This is a genomic window from Streptomyces sp. NPDC001732 (assembly GCF_053596315.1).
The window spans coordinates 67,706-84,093 of sequence record NZ_JBSFFY010000014.1; the positions used below are offsets into that span (position 1 = coordinate 67,706).

Annotated in this window: 15 protein-coding genes; 9 read left to right on the plus strand and 6 right to left on the minus strand. The window is 70.1% G+C overall.

The window, feature by feature from the left end; all coding sequences use genetic code 11:
* Nucleotides 1-42: 42 nt before the first annotated feature.
* From ACWCXX_RS16725 to ACWCXX_RS16735, 3 genes are all read left to right on the plus strand, one after another.
* Nucleotides 43-1,173 (plus strand): cystathionine gamma-lyase, encoded by a 1,131-nt coding sequence (locus tag ACWCXX_RS16725; RefSeq protein ID WP_451127771.1) that lies wholly within the window; start codon nt 43-45, stop codon nt 1,171-1,173.
* Between the two features lie 192 nt (nt 1,174-1,365).
* On the plus strand, nt 1,366-2,262 hold the full coding sequence (locus ACWCXX_RS16730) for a LysR family transcriptional regulator (protein WP_451127773.1): 897 nt from the start codon (nt 1,366-1,368) through the stop codon (nt 2,260-2,262).
* A 63-nt stretch (nt 2,263-2,325) separates the two neighbouring features.
* On the plus strand, nt 2,326-2,805 hold the full coding sequence (locus ACWCXX_RS16735) for an NUDIX domain-containing protein (protein ID WP_283852813.1): 480 nt from the start codon (nt 2,326-2,328) through the stop codon (nt 2,803-2,805).
* A gap of 186 nt (nt 2,806-2,991) precedes the next feature.
* Here ACWCXX_RS16735 and ACWCXX_RS16740 read toward each other — a convergent pair whose 3' ends face one another.
* A complete protein-coding gene (locus ACWCXX_RS16740) occupies nt 2,992-4,077 on the minus strand; it encodes an FAD-binding oxidoreductase (RefSeq protein ID WP_451127775.1) in 1,086 nt (361 codons plus the stop codon).
* Between the two features lie 499 nt (nt 4,078-4,576).
* On the opposite strand from ACWCXX_RS16740, the gene ACWCXX_RS16745 reads away from it, so the two are divergent.
* Together ACWCXX_RS16745 and ACWCXX_RS16750 are read left to right on the plus strand one after the other, a co-directional pair.
* Nucleotides 4,577-5,104, plus strand: a complete 528-nt coding sequence (locus ACWCXX_RS16745) for a DUF2269 domain-containing protein (protein ID WP_451127777.1) — start codon at nt 4,577-4,579, stop codon at nt 5,102-5,104.
* Between the two features lie 5 nt (nt 5,105-5,109).
* Nucleotides 5,110-5,979: a GNAT family N-acetyltransferase gene (locus ACWCXX_RS16750; RefSeq protein ID WP_451127779.1), complete on the plus strand. Its 870-nt coding sequence runs from the start codon at nt 5,110-5,112 to the stop codon at nt 5,977-5,979.
* A 15-nt stretch (nt 5,980-5,994) separates the two neighbouring features.
* Here the strand turns inward: ACWCXX_RS16750 and ACWCXX_RS16755 are convergent, their stop codons facing one another.
* Nucleotides 5,995-7,203 carry an MFS transporter gene (locus ACWCXX_RS16755; protein WP_451127781.1) on the minus strand — a complete coding sequence of 403 codons (1,209 nt, stop codon included), beginning with the start codon at nt 7,201-7,203 and terminating at the stop codon, nt 5,995-5,997.
* 139 nt (nt 7,204-7,342) lie between these two features.
* On the opposite strand from ACWCXX_RS16755, the gene ACWCXX_RS16760 reads away from it, so the two are divergent.
* Together ACWCXX_RS16760 and ACWCXX_RS16765 are read left to right on the plus strand one after the other, a co-directional pair.
* Complete coding sequence (locus ACWCXX_RS16760) at nt 7,343-7,810, plus strand: MarR family winged helix-turn-helix transcriptional regulator (RefSeq protein WP_451127783.1); 468 nt, start codon at nt 7,343-7,345, stop codon at nt 7,808-7,810.
* 116 nt (nt 7,811-7,926) lie between these two features.
* Complete coding sequence (locus ACWCXX_RS16765; protein WP_451127785.1) at nt 7,927-8,379, plus strand: N-acetyltransferase family protein; 453 nt, start codon at nt 7,927-7,929, stop codon at nt 8,377-8,379.
* A 192-nt stretch (nt 8,380-8,571) separates the two neighbouring features.
* Here the strand turns inward: ACWCXX_RS16765 and ACWCXX_RS16770 are convergent, their stop codons facing one another.
* The gene (locus ACWCXX_RS16770; RefSeq protein ID WP_451127787.1) at nt 8,572-9,954 is read right to left on the minus strand and encodes a serine hydrolase domain-containing protein; all 1,383 of its coding nucleotides are present in this window, start codon (nt 9,952-9,954) and stop codon (nt 8,572-8,574) included.
* Nucleotides 9,955-10,183: 229 nt separating this feature from the next.
* A complete protein-coding gene (locus ACWCXX_RS16775; protein ID WP_451127789.1) occupies nt 10,184-11,215 on the minus strand; it encodes a hypothetical protein in 1,032 nt (343 codons plus the stop codon).
* Nucleotides 11,216-11,594: 379 nt separating this feature from the next.
* Here ACWCXX_RS16775 and ACWCXX_RS16780 point away from each other — a divergent pair, with 379 nt between their 5' ends.
* The gene (locus tag ACWCXX_RS16780) at nt 11,595-12,158 is read left to right on the plus strand and encodes a dihydrofolate reductase family protein (RefSeq protein ID WP_003995434.1); all 564 of its coding nucleotides are present in this window, start codon (nt 11,595-11,597) and stop codon (nt 12,156-12,158) included.
* Nucleotides 12,159-12,423: 265 nt separating this feature from the next.
* Here the strand turns inward: ACWCXX_RS16780 and dnaB are convergent, their stop codons facing one another.
* Nucleotides 12,424-13,902, minus strand: coding sequence for a replicative DNA helicase (dnaB, locus tag ACWCXX_RS16785; protein WP_451127791.1), 1,479 nt, complete (start codon nt 13,900-13,902; stop codon nt 12,424-12,426).
* A gap of 459 nt (nt 13,903-14,361) precedes the next feature.
* Between dnaB and ACWCXX_RS16790 the strand changes: the two genes are divergently transcribed.
* Nucleotides 14,362-15,699: an MATE family efflux transporter gene (locus ACWCXX_RS16790; RefSeq protein ID WP_451127793.1), complete on the plus strand. Its 1,338-nt coding sequence runs from the start codon at nt 14,362-14,364 to the stop codon at nt 15,697-15,699.
* A gap of 225 nt (nt 15,700-15,924) precedes the next feature.
* Here ACWCXX_RS16790 and rplI read toward each other — a convergent pair whose 3' ends face one another.
* On the minus strand, nt 15,925-16,371 hold the full coding sequence (gene rplI / locus ACWCXX_RS16795; protein WP_148836976.1) for a 50S ribosomal protein L9: 447 nt from the start codon (nt 16,369-16,371) through the stop codon (nt 15,925-15,927).
* Nucleotides 16,372-16,388 lie beyond the last annotated feature (17 nt).

A 16,388-nucleotide genomic window follows, 5' to 3' on the forward strand; every position in this document is an offset into this window, starting at 1 on the left:
GCGCAGAACCGGTGGCACACCCCAGAGCAGTGAGGAGCGACCATGAGCGCCTTGGGCGACGGAACCCGGGCGGTACGGGCCGGGCTGCCCGAACCGGAGCAGTTCGAGCCCACCCTGCCCGGCCCGGTGTTCGCCGCGCATTTCCACCTCGCCGGTGAGCCGACCGGTCCCTACACCTACGGCCGGGACACCAACCCGACCTGGACCCATCTGGAACGCGCCATCAGTGAGCTGGAGGCACCGGGGGAGGCCGTCGAGACCGTGGTCCTCGCCTCCGGGGTGGCGGCGATCTCGGCCGTACTGCTGTCCCGGGCCCGCACCGGTGACGTGGTCGTGCTGCCCGACGACGGCTACCAGATCCTGCCGCTGGTGCGGGAGCAGCTGGAGGCGTACGGCGTCGAGGTGCGGACCGCGCCGACCGGCGGCGACGCACAGCTGGCGGTGCTCGAAGGGGCGAAGCTGCTGTGGCTCGAGACCCCGTCCAATCCGGGGCTCGACGTCTGCGACGTGCGCCGGCTCGTCGATGCGGCGCACACGGCCGGCGCCCTGGTGGCCGTCGACAACACGCTCGCCACACCGCTCGGCCAGCGTCCGCTGGAGCTGGGGGCCGACTTCTCGGTGGCCAGTGACACCAAGGGCATGACCGGTCACGGGGACGTCCTGCTCGGCCATGTGACCTGCCGCGATCCGGAGCTGGCGGCGGGGGTGCGGCGCTGGCGCAAGATCGTCGGCGCGATTCCGGGACCGATGGAGGCCTGGCTCGCGCACCGTTCGCTGGCCACGCTGGAACTGCGGATCGACCGGCAGTGCGCCACCGCCCTGACCCTGGCCGAGGCGCTGGGGCGGCGGCCGGAAGTGACCGGGCTGCGGTACCCCGGACTGCCCTCCGACCCCTCGTACCCGAAGGCCGTCCGGCAGATGCGGCGCTTCGGCCAGGTGGTGTCGTTCGTCCTGCCCGACCGCGAGCACGCCGAGCGCTTTCTGACCGAGCTGCGGCTGGTCGACGACGCGACGAGCTTCGGTGGCGTGCGGTCCACCGCCGAGCGCCGGGGGCGCTGGGGCGGCGACGCCGTGCCGGAAGGATTCGTCCGCTTCTCGGTCGGCGCCGAGAACCCGGAGGACCTGGTGGCCGACGTGGAACGGGCACTGGACGAGGCCGCGGCCGGCAGCTGATCCGACCGGTGGTACGGCGGTCCGAGCCTCCCCCCTCGTGGCTCGGACCGCCTCCGGTTCTCCCTGCGAAGAACCGCCCAAGCCAGGCTAGTTGACCCCCCGTCAGTGTCCAATCACCGTGGCGACAGCGACCTATCGACATATTTATAGTTGTACGGGTCCGAAGCATCGCGAAGGTGGAAGGGACCGGACATGGACCTGGCCCTGCTGCGCACGTTCGTCACAGTGCACCGGGCCGGTTCCTTCACCAGAGCCGCCGCCCTGCTCGGCCTCTCCCAGCCCGCGGTCACCTCGCAGATCCGCACCCTGGAACGGCAGCTGGGCCGCCCGCTCTTCCTGCGCAGGGCCCGCGGGGTGACCCCGACGACCATCGGCGACGAACTCGCGCACCGGGCGGCCCCGCATCTGGACGCGCTGGTCGAGATCGCCGAGGCGGAGCTCGACGAGGAGTCGGGCGTACGGACCCTGCACCTGGCCGGGCCGCCCGAATTCACCTCGGTACGCGCCCTGCCCGCGCTCACCCCGCTCGTCGCCCAGGGACTGGCGCTGCGCAGTTCCTTCTTCGCCGACGCCGAGGAGACGCTGGAGGGCCTGGCGGCCGGGCACCACGACCTGGCCATCGCGACGGCCCGGCCGCGCGGCGGACTGCTCACCGCGACCCCGCTCTGCGACGAGGAGCACGTGCTGGTCGCCGCGCCGCGCTGGGCCGGGCACCTCCCTCCGGGGACCCTGCGGCACAAGGGGGCGGTGGTGCTGGACCAGCTGCCGGTCGTGGAGGTCCACGAGAGCCTGCCACTCGTCTCCCGCTACTGGACCGCCGTCTTCGAGAGCCCGCCCGCCGTGTCCGGAACCGTCATCGTGCCGGATCTGCGGGCCGTCCTGGAGTGCGCGGCGGCGGGCGCCGGCCTCGCCGTGCTGCCGCGCTACCTGTGCGAGAGGGCGCTGGACCGGGGAGAGGTCGTGGCCCTTCTGGATCCCCCCGTGCCTCCGCTGCGCACCTACTTCCTGGCGGTGCGTACCGGCACCCTCGCGCTGCCGCACATCGCGCGGGCGCACGAGTGGCTGCTGCGCGCTGCCGCCGCCTGGTGAGCGCACACCGGCCCAGGACCGGACGGGTGTTTCAGAACCGGTTCAGCGGGCCACTCTCTTGCCATGACCGAACGTCCTGTGGTCAAGCGCACCGCACGCGCCATCCTGCTCGACGGCAACGACCTGATCCTCATCAAACGCACCAAGCCCGGGGTGGATCCGTACTGGCTCACGCCGGGCGGCGGGGTCGAGCCCGAGGACGCCACCGTCGTCGACGCCCTGCACCGCGAGGTGGACGAGGAGCTCGGCGCCAAGATCACCGATGTGGTGCCCTGTTTCGTCGACACCGTGGAGCACATCGAGGGCGGTGGAGTGAAGGGCGTGAAGGTCCAGCACTTCTTCGTCTGCCGACTGGAGTCGATGGACCTGTCCCGGCGCCACGGTCCCGAGATCGACGACCCCTGCGGGGAGTACGACGTCGTGCGGGTGCCGTTCAGCCGCATGGGAATCGCCGCCGTCCACCTCGTGCCGCTGTCGCTGCGGCACTACCTGGACGGCAACATCGAGGGTGTACGGGCGATGCACGCGCCCGACCTGGGCTGACCTGCGACGGCCTCGGGCACGGGCCGCCCGCGTGGGGCGCCTGCGCGGGACGGGGCGGCCCGATGGGATGGGTCGGGCTGACGAGGCTGTCGGGGCGGTGCCTTCGCAGCGGGGGCCGTGACGGCGCCGTCGTGGCCGGGCCCGGGGCTGTGCCTTCGCGGCGGGCCCGGGGCTGTCGTGGCCGGGTCAGCTGTGGCCGGTCCCCGTCAGTTCCTCCAGGTAGTCGTGGCGGATGCGCTCGGCCGGTATGCCGTCCCCTCTCAGCACGTCCATGCTGCTGCGGATCATGCCGGGCGGACCGGAGAGATAGGCGTCGTACTCGTGCCACGGGCCGCACGCGCGCACGGCCTCGGGGAGCAGTCCCTGCAGGACTCCGCCCTCCCCCGGCCCGGAGGCGACCACCGGCCGCACCGCCAGCCAGGGATAGGTCCGCTCCAACCGCATCAGCGTGTCGATCTCGTACAGGTCGCGATCGCTGCGTGCCCCGTAGAACACCTCCACCGGACGCCGGTCGCCCCGCTCCGCGACCTCCTCCACGAGTGCCTTGATGGGAGCTATGCCCGTGCCCCCGCCCAGGCAGAGCAGACCGTGATGGGTGGAGTGGTCGACCGTCATCCTGCCGGTGGGCGGGCCGAGGCGCACGACGTCCCCCGGCCGGGCCCGGTGCACCAGGGCACTGGAGACCCAGCCGGCCGGGACCGCCTTGACGTGGAAGGTGAGCAGCCCGTCGGGGCGGGGCGCCGAGGCGAAGGAGTAGTGCCGCCAGGTCCGGGGCCACCACGGAGTCTCCATGGCCGTGTACTGACCGGCGAGGAAGGGGTAGACGTGGTCGGGGCGGAGCGTGAGCACTGCTATGTCACGGGTTCTCAGCTCGTGGGAGACGATCTCCGCGTGCCACCAGGCGGGGGCCCACTGCTCGTCCTCGGCTGCCGCGTCGATCATGATCTGCGACATCGTGGTGTAGGCGCGCACCCACGCCGCTTCCGCCTCTCCACCCCATGTGGTGGTTGCATAGCGGCTCAGTGCACCCAGAAGCGCCTCCCCCACCGCCGGGTAGTGCCCGGACAGCGTGCCGTACTTCCGGTGCCCCCGGCCCAGTTCACCGAGGTACTCGGCCAGGGCGCCGGGGTCGTCCAGCCGGTCGGCCGCGGCGAGGATCGCGCGCAGGAGCCGGTCGCGCTGGGAGTCCATCGCGACCGGGAACAGCTCGCGCAGCTCGGGGCGCCGGACGAAGAGCAGTGCGTAGAAGTACGAGGTCACCTGGTCGGCCACGGGTGAGATCTCGGTCAGAGTCCGATGGATCAGAGTCGCGTCGGCAGATCTGTGTGTCGCGTCTTCGGTCCACCCGGTGGCCGGAGCATCCATCCTGTGCCTCGCCTCGAACGTCTTCTGGTCGCCTTACGTACCCACAACGGTCCGCAGCCCCTGTCCATGAGCGCGGTCGGGACCCGTCGGCAGTCCCCTGACGGCCGCTGCCACATCCCTCGGTCCAGCATGCCCTGCCTCGAACACGGGCCGGACGGAATAGCAGGAAGTCCGGTTGATCGAAACGGTCTTCCGTCACGCTCCCTGCCCCGCGACCGGCCTGTGGAATCCATCACGAGCCCCCGGACCGTTCCGGTTCCGCCGACCGCTCCCCGGCCGGGCGGTACGGCGGCCCGTCCCGAGGGGAAGCCCGCAGCGAAGGAGCGCGCTGTACGCCGAGGCCAGTACGCGCGGTTACTCCCGCTGTGGGACGTCCGATCGTCTCCGCACGGGCACCGTGTTTCACGTGAAACCACTCAAACGCCCCGTCCGCCGCGGCCTCCTGGTGGCGCACGTCTCGATATCCGTGAGCTGGCTGGGACTGACCGTCGGCCTGCTCACGCTCGGCATCACTGCCTTCCTCACCGAGGACCCCGCCACCGCACGGGCCGCCACCCTCGCCATGAAGATTTTCGGGGACTGGCTGGTCATGCCGGTCGCTCTGCTCTCCCTGCTCAGCGGCCTCGTCCTGGCGCTCGGCACCCCCTGGGGGCTGGCCAGACACCGATGGGTCTGGACGAAGTTCTGGCTCACCCTGATCACCACGGCACTGTCCGTGTTCTCGTTGCGCCCCGGCATCGACGAGGCGGCGGCACGCGGCACCGTCGACATCGACCTGGTGGTCGCTCCCTCGGTGGCGACGGCGACGTACCTGTTCATCACCGCGATATCGGTACTGAAGCCCTGGGGGCCGACCCGACGCGGCCGACGCCCGCGCCCGACTGCCGGAGCCGGTAAAGCAGTGGACGTGCGAACACCGCGTCGGACAGCCTGACCTCCATGCCCAGCTCGCTTCCCCGCCCGCTCGCCGAATCGCCCGTCCGGCGCCTCACCCGGGGTGACCTGGTCGCCTGCGCCGATCTCTGCGAGGACCGCGGCTGGTCCCGTGACGAGCACAGATGGGGTCTCCTCCTGGCCGCGGGAACCGGCTACGGCATGGACGACCCCGAGGGCAAGGGTTTGATGGCCACCTGCGTGGTGACCTCCTACGGCCCGCGGCTGGCCGCCGTCGGCATGCTGCTCGTCGCAGAACGGCACGCGCGACAGGGCATCGCCCGGCGCCTGATGAACCATGTGATGGCCGAGGCCGGGGACACACCACTCAGCCTCTACGCGACGTCCGCGGGACGACCGCTCTACGAACAGCTCGGGTTCACGGCCGTGGGTCGCACCGAGCGGGTCACCGGACGCTTCCGGCCGACCGGGGGCAGGCCCTCCACCGCCTCCGTCCGCCCTGCCGCGGCGGAGGACCTGCGTGCCATGGTCCGGCTGGACGCGGAGGTCTTCGGCACCGACCGGACCCATGTCCTCACCCGGCTGCCCGCCTACGCCGACCACATCCGGGTCGCCGAGGACGGCGGAGAGCTCATCGGTTACGCCGCGGCCTGGCCGAGCGCCGGGACCCAGGTGGTCGGCCCGCTGATCGCCCGCGACACCGCCACGGCCCGGGAACTCGTCACCTCCCTCGCGGAGACGACGGACCGGTCCCTGCGCGTGGACGTCGACGCGCGGCATTCGGAGCTGCTCGACTGGTTCGGGGCGTGCGGTCTGCGGTCCGGCCCCGCGACCACGCTGATGGTTCGCGGGGCCCCGGGCCTGCCCGGCGACTGGACCCGTCGCTACGCTCCGCTGACCGTGGCGACGGGCTGACGGCCGACCGCGGGATCAGCGCCGGGGCGCAGCGGTCACGACCGGCTCGGGGATCCCTCCGGTGACGACGCGGCTGTGAGTGGCCGTGCGGCGTTCCAGAGCGCCTGAGACGAGCGCGAGGACCAGCGCGGAGGCCGCCAGGGCCGCACCGACCCAGTTGGGCGCCGTGTAACCGAAACCGGCTGCGATGACGAGACCGCCGAGCCACGCCGACAGTGCGTTGCCGAGGTTGAAGGCACCGATGTTGACCGCGGAGGCCAGAGTCGGGGCGCCGGCCGCCTGGTCGAGCACCCGCTTCTGCAGCGGCGGCACGGTGGCGAAGCCCAGGGCCCCGATGAGCACGATGGTCACGGCCGCCGCGATCTTGTCGTGGGCGGTCAGGGTGAACAGCGCCAGAACCACGGCGAGGGCACCCAGCGACACGTACAGCATCGACATCGGACGGCGGTCGGCGAACTTTCCGCCGAGCAGGTTGCCGCCCACCATGCCCAGCCCGAAGAGGACCAGCAGCCAGGTGACGGAGGAGGCGGAGTACCCGGCGACGCCGGTCATCATCGGGGTGATGTAGGTGATCGCGGCGAAGACCCCGCCGAAGCCCAGCACGGTCATCGCCATGGCGAGCAGGACCTGGACGTTGCGGAACGCGGCCAGCTCGTGGCGGATCCGGACGCCCTCGGGCCGGGGCTGCTCGGGCACGAGTCCGGCCACGCCGAGGAGACCGACGACGCCGAGCGCGGCGACGACGAGAAAGGTGGTCCGCCAGCCGGCGGCCTGGCCGATGTGGGTACCCAGTGGCACCCCGACGACGTTGGCGACGGTGAGCCCGGTGAACATCATGGCGATCGCACCGGCCTTCTTCTGAGGGGCGACCAGGTCGGCCGCGACGACCGATCCGATGCCGAAGAAGGCGCCGTGGGCAAGCGAGGCGATCACCCTGCCCGCGAGCATCACGCCGAAGGCCGGGGCGGCGGAGACGAGATTGCCCACGACGAACAGTCCCATCAGCAGCATCAGCATGCGCTTGCGGGAGACGTGGGTGCCGAGGAGCGTCATCAGCGGGGCGCCGAGGACGACGCCGAGGGCGTATCCCGTCACGAGGAAGCCCGCGGCGGGGATCGAGACCTGGAAGTCCGCGGCGACCTCGGGGAGCAGCCCCATGATCACGAACTCGGTGGTCCCGATGCCGAAGGCCCCGATGGCGAGGGCGAGGAGCGCGAGCGGCATGGGTGTCACCTCTCAGGAGATTGCATCAGCACTTTAAGAGCTCCAACAATAATTGCATACGCCGATTAATCGCAAACGCGGGCTATCGCGGGAGTCGCCTACCCTGGACGCAAGCGGCTGCGCCCCGGAGGAGAGACCCATGACAGCGAAGGACCCCGCACCGACCGCCCTCTCCCAGGGCTGGTGCGCCCTCTCCCTGCTCCACGGGAAGATCGAGGCCCGCATCGAACGGGCATTGCAGTCCGGGCACGGCCTCAGCGTGCGGGAGTACTCCCTGCTCGACGTCCTGAGCAGGCAGCACAGCGGCCCCGGGGGACACCTCCAGATGAAGCAGGTCGCGGACGCCGTCGTGCTCAGCCAGAGCGCCACGACCCGTCTGGTCACCCGTCTCGAGGACCGCGGGCTGCTGACCCGGTACCTCTGCGACACCGATCGCCGCGGCATCTACACCGATGTCACCGAATCGGGCCTCGCCCTGCTCGCCGAGGCCCGGCCGACCAACGACGGTGCGCTGCGCGCCGCGCTCGACGAAGCTGCCAGGGACCCGGAGCTGGCCCCGCTGGTCGAGGCCGTCGAAGCACTGAAGGCCCCCGCACCGGCCGCGTGAACCGAACAGGTCCCGGGGCCCGCCCGGCCCAGTGGGCCGGGCGGGCCCCGGGACAGACTGCACGTACAGGCCGAACCCATGGGCGCCGCCCAGGCGTTCTGCGTAGTCTGCCGATCATGCGCGACCTGGAAATACGCCCTGCGAACCTCACGGACATCCCGGCGATCGTGGCCATGCTCGCCGACGATCCGTTGGGAGCCCAGCGGGAGTCACCGGACGACCTCGCCCCGTACCACACCGCTTTCCGACGCCTGGTGGACGACCCGAACCAACACCTGGTCGTCGCCGTGCGCCAGGACCGGATCGTCGGAACGCTGCAGCTGACCGTGATCCCGGGGCTCTCCCGTCGCGGCTCGACCCGCTCGATCATCGAGGGTGTACGCGTCCACGCCGACGAGCGCGGCAGCGGCCTGGGCACCCTGCTGATCGAATGGGCCGTGGAGGAATCACGGCGCCAGGAATGCCAGTTGGTCCAGCTGACGTCCGACGCCACCCGGACCGACGCCCATCGCTTCTACGAGCGGCTCGGTTTCACCGCCAGCCACGTCGGTTTCAAGCTCGCACTCTGATGTGCGGGCCGGTCCCCGGCCGGGCGCAACGGACCGGCGCCGGGCAGGAGGCTTCCGCAGGGGCGGTGGCGGAAGCCTCCCGGTTGTCCCGCTGGACGGGGCGGAAACGGAGCGCTCCGCGCCTGCGTACCTCGCTGGAGCGAGTACGGGCGGCCCGGTCAGGCCGCCCGTGTTTCACGTGAAACATGGCGCTCAGGCTTCGAGGCCCCGCCACCCGCCCTCGTCGACACCACCAGGAACGGCAGCTGCGGGGTCGTACGGCTCCCGCGTGAAGACGAACGAGCCGAGATCGAGATGGTTCACGCTGCCGTCCTCGTTCCGGACCACACGCAGCGTCTCCCCCGCGTAGTAGCCGTCGAGGCCGACCCAGGTGCCGTCGGGCCGTGCGGTGAACCGGGCGCCGCGGCCCCCGCCCTGCATCGGCCGGAGTTCCACCCCGCCGTCCGCGGTCATGCGCAGGATGTTTGCCCGGGGGCCCCAGTACCAGGGGCCGGTCAGCGCGAGCAGCTCCGCGTCCACCTCGGGCAACGGGCGCCAGGGCTCGGGGATGCGGGGCTCGGCCTCGGCCACGATGTCCACGAGATCGGCGGCGACGCCCCCGACCATCAAGCCCGCCGTCGTGTTGGTGAGCGCGACGGCCGTCACGTCGTCCTCGATGTCGATCCACAGGGCCGCCAGGAAGCCGGGCAGCGAGCCCGTGTGCCCGATGAGCGTACGACTGCCCGTCCGCAGCACCTGAAGACCCAGCCCGTAAGCGATCTCCCCGTCACCGAACTCGCCCGGTGCGGACGGTTCGCGCATCTGCTCCACGGAGTCGGCACGGAGCACCCGCTCGTCCCCCTCGGCCAGGAAGGCCGCGAAGCGCAGAAGATCGCCGACCGTCGACCAGAGCTGGCCGGCCGGAGCCATCAGCCCGAGGTCCTCCGCCGGTTCGGGCAACATGACATCGGCCCAGGGGTGCACGGCCCAGCCTCCCGCGTGCGGTGACTGGGGCTGGGAACTCGTACGGCGCATGCCCAGCGGCTCCAGGATCTCCCGTTGCAGCGCCTGTTCCCAGCTCCTCCCGCGCTTCTTCTCGATCAGGGAACCCAGCAGGGTGTAGCCGGGGTTCGAGTAGTGGTGGCGGTGGCCCGGGGTGTGCATCCGCGTCTGTTCGCCGAGCACATCGATCAGCTCGGGCCGCAGCGTGCCGGGCGTCCTCTCCCACCAGGGCCCGGGGGATTCGGCCGCGAGCCCCGCGCTGTGGCCCAGCAGTTGATGGACCGTGACATCGCCGACGCCGGTGCCCGGCAGGTGCTTCTCCAGCGGGTCGTCCAGGTTCAGCAGACCCTCGTCGCGCAGACGCAGCACCAGCACCGCGGTGAAGGTCTTGGTGATGGAGCCGATCCTGAACTGAGTGTCGGTGTCGGGGGCGTGGTCGTCGACGCAGCTGCGAGAACCGCTCCAGACGATCTGCCCCTGTCTCTGCACCGCCGCGACGAGCGAGGGCGCGCGGCCCTCCGACTGCGCGGTGGCGATGCGGTGCAGCAGGGCGCGCCGCGTACCGGGAAGCAACTGTTCGGTCAGGGAGGTCATGGTCAAGAACTACCTGGAGAACCCAGCGGTGGCGACCTCATTTCGCGGCACTCCGCCGCTCCTGCGGCGGCCGGTGTCACGCATCCGCCCAGTCACCCGCGTACAACGGGGCATACGAGCCGGTGTCGTTGACGTACGACGCCGCCCGGCGGCCGGCCGGACCGTGACCCGACCGACCACCGACCACCGGCCACCGGCCACCGGCCACCGGCCCGAGGAACAGGGCTGCTCAGTCCTCCCAGTCCTCGTCCTCGCCACCGCGCATGACACGCCAGCCCTTGATGTCCTCCAGCGCCTTGCGTGCCAACTCGGCGTACTGCCCCGGACATTCCCACAGCTCCCGGGCCGAAAGTTCGGTAGGTACGGGAGTGTCCGGGTGGTCTTCCGGTGCGTGCAGGTGGACCACCGCGCGGTACCGACTCCGGGCGGAGCCGTCGGCCGTGGACCAGGGATGCTTCGGGTGGTCGCAGGAGGCGTCCAGGTCGACGGTGGCGAGAGCGGCGGCCAGGTCGCGGGCGTAGGAGGGCGGCAGCCCCTCGTACGTCTGGGCGATGCCCATCCACATGCACAGGAACAGGCCGAGCCGTTCCTCGTCCCGCACCTGTCCGGAGAGCAGGCGACGGGCAGACCACAATGCGACCGGGCCCGTGTTGTTCTCCCAGGAGCGGCTGATCTCCTCCTGCATGGCGACGATGTCGATGCCGCCGTCGTCCCGGACGAACTGCGCGTCGAGATGGGAGACGTCGACACCGCCGAAGATGCTTTGGTGCGCCTCGCGCACGTGGGCCGCGGCATGGTCGGCGAGGTCCGCGAGGAACCTCTCGCAGTCGAACGCCGCCAGCTCCTCGTCCTCGAGGCCGTAGTCCTCGGCGAACACGGCCCGGCCGGCCTCGGTCAGCAGGCTCACCCCGGCCCCGACCCCGTACTCCGAGTCCAGGTCCGAGGGATGGCCGTCGGCCGGGCAGGCACAGGTGGCCGGGTCCATCGTGGCCCGGAACCCTTCCAGGGCCTCCGTGTACGCCGCGAACAGGGACTTGTTGAAGACGCGCGCCGCGACGTACCAGCAAGTGGCGTACAGGAGGATCGTGTATCCGGTCCGCTCCCGACGGCCTTCCGGGGAACCACTGCGGCCGAGCGCGTCCGCCGCGTCGTCGGCGAGAACGGCAAGAGTCGTCTCCGGATCCACATAGGGGTAGTCACTGACGATTCCGGACAGGTCGGAGATCAGTTCGCTGTGGTCGTCGGTCAGAGCAGGCGTCACTTCAGTCACACCTGTAACCGACGATCGGGCCGCACAGAACAGTTCCCCCGGCGCAAGGAGACTACGCAGCGGAGAACACGACGCGGCGCCCACGAGCCCACGAGCCCACTGCAGGGTCTCGCCGCTCGTCACATGTCGATCTTGCGTGACCTGGGCGTTCTTGGCTGTCTCACGGCCTTGTCACCCGTGATCAGTCTCAAATCCGTGGCATTTCCTCGCGAGGGCGAGGCCGAGATCAGGCGGCTTGCCCGTGTCGGCCGAGTACACCACGCTGAGCCCCGAGCACGAGGGCTACCGGCGAGCCCAGATCGCGCACCGATGAGTTTCCCGCACCGCGCCGGTCTGTACGCGTGAGACCGACTCACGGAAGGCTGGCGCCATGCGGAAACTGATCTACGGCATGAACCTGACCCTGGACGGCTACATCGCCGCGCCCGGTGACGACATCGGCTGGAGCGTGCCGAGCGACGAGCTGTTCCAGTTCTGGTCCGACCAGTTGCAGGCGACCGACCTGACGCTGTACGGACGCAAGCTGTGGCAGACGATGAGCTCCTACTGGCCGACCGGTGACCAGCAGCCCAACGCCACCCCGGCGGAGATCGAGTTCGCGCGCCGCTGGCGGGACATGTCGAAGGTGGTGTTCTCCTCGACGATCGACAAGGTCGACTGGAACACCCGCCTGGTCACCGGCGACGCGGTTGCCGAGATCACCCGGCTCAAGGCCGAGGACGGCGGCCCGATGGACATCGGCGGCGCGACGCTCGCCGGGGCGGCCATGCGGGCCGGGCTGATCGACGAGTACGTGCTGGCCACCGCGCCGGTCCTGGTGGGCGGCGGCACGCCGTTCTTCACCGCGCTGGACAGCTGGGTGAACCTGAACCTGGTGGAGACGCGGACGCTTCCCTGCGGCGTGATCCTGACCAGGTACGAGACGAGGCGCTGAGCAGATTCCCGCTGTCTCACGGCTTGGATGGGTGTTTCCCCTCACCGTCGCGGCGATCTCCCCACCCCGCACCCGCAAGCCCACGAGCGATGCCCCGTGAGCCCCCGGTGTCAGCGGGCTTCTACCAGGGCACCAGCATCAGAGCCCAATCACCCATACGAGCGGGCGGCTTGACCTGCCAGTCTCAGATTCGTGTCAGACATGCCATCGCTTGGCCATCGCCCGTGAGATTTGGCCACGAAACCCGAGACCCTGCACCCACCCGTCAGGTCTGTGCCATGTCGACGAAGCGGGAGTAGTGGCCCTGGAAGGCGACGGTGATGGTGGCCGTGGGACCGTTTCGGTGCTTGCCGACGATGATGTCCGCCTCGCCGGCCCGCGGGGATTCCTTCTCGTACGCGTCCTCGCGGTGCAGCAGGATCACCATGTCGGCGTCCTGCTCGATGGAGCCGGACTCACGCAGGTCGGACACCATCGGCTTCTTGTCGGTGCGCTGCTCGGGGCCACGGTTCAGCTGCGAGAGTGCGATCACCGGGACCTCCAGCTCCTTGGCCAGGAGCTTGAGGTTTCGGGACATGTCCGAGACTTCCTGCTGGCGGCTCTCGGAACGCTTGGAGCCACCGGCCTGCATCAGCTGGAGGTAGTCGATGATCACAAGCTTGATGCCGTTGCGCTGCTTGAGCCGACGGCACTTCGCCCGGATCTCCATCATCGACAGGTTGGGGGAGTCGTCGATGTAGAGCGGCGCGGTCGACACCTCCGGCATCCGACGGGCCAGCCGCGTCCAGTCCTCGTCCGTCATCGTGCCGGACCGCATGTGGTGCAGGGCGACCCGGGCCTCGGCGGACAGCAGGCGCATGGCGATCTCGTTGCGGCCCATTTCGAGGGAGAAGATGACGCTCGGCAGGTTGTTCTTGATCGACGCGGCCCGCGCGAAGTCCAGGGCGAGCGTGGACTTTCCCATGGCCGGACGGGCCGCGATGACGATCATCTGGCCCGGGTGCAGACCGTTGGTGAGAGAATCGAGGTCGGTGAAACCCGTGGGCACACCGGTCATCTCTCCACTGCGGGAACCGATCGCCTCGATCTCGTCGAGCGCGCCCTCCATGATGTCGCCGAGCGGCAGGTAGTCCTCGCTGGTGCGCTGTTCGGTGACGGCGTAGATCTCGGCCTGCGCGGAGTTCACGATGTCGTCGACATCGCCGTCGGCCGCATATCCCATCTGCGTGATCTTCGTGCCGGCCTCGACGAGCCGCCTCAGCACCGCCCGCTCGTGGACGATCTCCGCGTAGTACGAGGCGTTGGCCGCGGTCGGCACGGACTGGACGAGGGTGTGGAGGTACGGTGCCCCACCCACCTTGGTGATCTCGCCGCGCTTGACCAGCTCGGCCGCCACCGTGATCGGGTCGGCCGGCTCGCCCTTGGCGTAGAGGTCGAGGATCGCCTGGTAGACGGTCTCGTGCGCGGGGCGGTAGAAGTCGTGCCCCTTGATGATCTCCACGACATCGGCGATGGCGTCCTTGGACAGGAGCATGCCGCCGAGGACCGACTGCTCGGCGTCGAGGTCCTGGGGCGGCACTCGCTCGAAACCGGGGGAACCGTCCTCCCAGGCATCGCCCCGCGCCCCGCGGTCGTGCTGCTCGCCGCGGTCCCTGCCCTCACCGCGGCGCCGACGGGAAGCGGGCAGACGATCACTGGGACCGGTGTCGGCCCAGGGGTCGTCCAAAGGCTCGGGAATGCTCACCGGGCCACCTCCTCCCGTCCGCTCAGCGGACCTCGCCACGCCACTCTTTCTTACGGCACAGCACCGACAAACAAGACGCCCGACTCCGGTTCCGGCGCGTCGAGTTATGCGTGGTTCCAGGGCCGGAACAGGGTGCGGGCGCCGGACCACGGTAGGCCGCTCCGCACCGTCAGCCAATCTGGTTATCCACAGGGCATGTGGACGACCGACCAGATGCTGTGGAGAACTCTGCAGAACCTGTGCACGGAACGGGGGACAGCACTGTGGACAAACTCATAACCCCTACGCCACCACCACGCTGACCTGGGCTTTTCTCATCCACCGACTGTGGGGGAGAAAAACTTCACGCGTCAGCGCAAGATCACGACAAACAGCACACAGGAGAACGCCCAGCCTCAACAAAAGTAAGGATCACTAGAGCATTGCATCCATTACCTGTGGAAGATTAGATTGACCCTCATGACCCAGGCCCCGGCATCACCACCGTCCAGTCGTCGACGGCACGACCGCGAGATCATCGCCCTCGCCGTCCCCGCCTTCGGCGCGCTTGTCGCCGAGCCGCTCTTCGTGATGGTCGACAGCGCCATCGTCGGCCACCTCGGCACCCCGCAACTGGCCGGCCTGGCCGTCGCCGCCGCCCTGCTGACCACCGCCGTCAGCGTCTTCGTCTTCCTCGCGTACGCCACCACCGCGGCCGTGGCACGGCGGATCGGCGCGGGTGATCCGGCCGCCGCCATCCGGCAGGGTATGGACGGCATCTGGCTGGCGCTGCTGCTGGGCATCGCCGTCATCGCCGCCGTGCTCCCGACGGCCCCCTGGCTTGTGGACGTCTTCGGCGCCTCCGACACGGCGGCGCCCTACGCCACCACGTATCTGAGGATCTCCAGCCTCGGCATCCCGGCCATGCTCGTCGTGATGGCCGCGACCGGCGTACTCCGTGGCCTCCAGGACACCAGGACCCCGCTGTACGTAGCCATCGGAGGCTTCGCCGCCAACGGAGCGCTCAACGCGGCACTGGTCTACGGCGCCGGGCTCGGGATCGCCGGATCGGCCTGGGGCACTGTGATCGCCCAGGTTTCGATGGCCGTCGCCTACCTGATCGTGGTGGTGCGAGGGGCGCGGAAGCACGGCGCCTCACTGCGTCCCGACGCCGCGGGCATCAGGGCCAGCGCCCAGGCAGGCGTTCCTCTGCTGGTCCGCACGCTGTCGCTCCGCGCCGTCCTGATGATCGCCACGGCCGTCGCCGCCCGCCTAGGCGACACCGAGATCGCCGCGCACCAGATCATTCTCTCCCTCTGGAGCCTGATGGCCTTCGCTCTCGACGCCATCGCCATCGCGGGGCAGGCCATCATCGGCCGCTATCTGGGAGCCGGCGACGCCAAGGGCGCCCGCGAGGCGTGCCGCCGGATGGTGCAGTGGGGCATCGCCTCCGGAGTCGTGTTCGGGGTCCTGATCGTCCTTGCGCGCCCCCTGTTCATGCCTCTGTTCACCGCCGACCGGTCCGTACAGGACACCCTGGTCCCCGCGCTTCTCGTGGTGGCGCTGTCCCAGCCGATCGCCGGTGTGGTGTTCGTCCTGGACGGAGTACTGATGGGGGCCGGGGACGGGCCGTACCTGGCCTGGGCCATGCTCGTCACACTTGCGGTCTTCGCCCCGGTCGCGCTGCTGGTGCCGGTGATCGGCGGCGGTCTGACGGCGCTGTGGTGGGCCATGACCCTCATGATGACCGTCCGCCTCGTGACGCTCTGGCTGCGCGCCCGCTCGGGCCGGTGGCTCGTCACCGGGGCCATCCGCTGACCCCGGCTCCATGTCCGTGTTTCACGTGAAACGACGGTTTCACGTGAAACACGGCCTCATGGGCTGGTCGCGCCCCGCACCCCATTTACCCCTCCCGAGCCCTGAGCCCCGGCGCCCCTTGGCTGCCGCGAGAGCGGAACACTGGCACCGCGCCGGCACAGTGGAAACGCTGAAGGGCCGCACCCCGAGGGGTGCGGCCCTTCATCTGCTCCGAGGAGCCATGCCTTAGGCGGCAACGACCTCGATGCCGAGGTTCGCAGCGACCTCGGGGTGCAGACGCACGGACACCTGGTGTCCGCCGAGCGTCTTGATCGGCGAGCCGAGCTCGACGCGACGCTTGTCGACGTCGGGGCCACCGGCGTCCTTGATCGCCGAGGCGATGTCGGCCGGGGTCACGGAGCCGAAGAGGCGGCCGGCGTCGCCGGAGCGAACAGCCAGACGGACCTTCACGGCCTCGAGCTTGGCCTTGATCTCGTTGGCCTGCTCGATCGTGGCGATCTCGTGGATCTTGCGGGCGCGGCGGATCTGCGCCACGTCCTTCTCGCCACCCTTGGTCCAGCGGATGGCGAAGCCACGCGGAACCAGGTAGTTACGGGCGTACCCGTCCTTGACGTCGACGACGTCGCCCGCAGCACCGAGGCCGGAGACCTCGTGGGTGAGGATGATCTTCATGATTCGGTCACCCTTCC

Coding starts and splice junctions, on each gene's coding strand:
- ACWCXX_RS16750 (WP_451127779.1), top strand. CDS start 5,110: ATGCCCAGCTCGCTTCCCCGCCCGCTCGCCGAATCGCCCGTCCGGCGC.
- rplI (WP_148836976.1), bottom strand. CDS start 16,371: ATGAAGATCATCCTCACCCACGAGGTCTCCGGCCTCGGTGCTGCGGGC.
- ACWCXX_RS16765 (WP_451127785.1), top strand. CDS start 7,927: ATGCGCGACCTGGAAATACGCCCTGCGAACCTCACGGACATCCCGGCG.
- ACWCXX_RS16780 (WP_003995434.1), top strand. CDS start 11,595: ATGCGGAAACTGATCTACGGCATGAACCTGACCCTGGACGGCTACATC.
- ACWCXX_RS16760 (WP_451127783.1), top strand. CDS start 7,343: ATGACAGCGAAGGACCCCGCACCGACCGCCCTCTCCCAGGGCTGGTGC.
- ACWCXX_RS16770 (WP_451127787.1), bottom strand. CDS start 9,954: ATGACCTCCCTGACCGAACAGTTGCTTCCCGGTACGCGGCGCGCCCTG.
- ACWCXX_RS16725 (WP_451127771.1), top strand. CDS start 43: ATGAGCGCCTTGGGCGACGGAACCCGGGCGGTACGGGCCGGGCTGCCC.
- ACWCXX_RS16730 (WP_451127773.1), top strand. CDS start 1,366: ATGGACCTGGCCCTGCTGCGCACGTTCGTCACAGTGCACCGGGCCGGT.
- ACWCXX_RS16735 (WP_283852813.1), top strand. CDS start 2,326: ATGACCGAACGTCCTGTGGTCAAGCGCACCGCACGCGCCATCCTGCTC.
- ACWCXX_RS16755 (WP_451127781.1), bottom strand. CDS start 7,203: ATGCCGCTCGCGCTCCTCGCCCTCGCCATCGGGGCCTTCGGCATCGGG.
- ACWCXX_RS16790 (WP_451127793.1), top strand. CDS start 14,362: ATGACCCAGGCCCCGGCATCACCACCGTCCAGTCGTCGACGGCACGAC.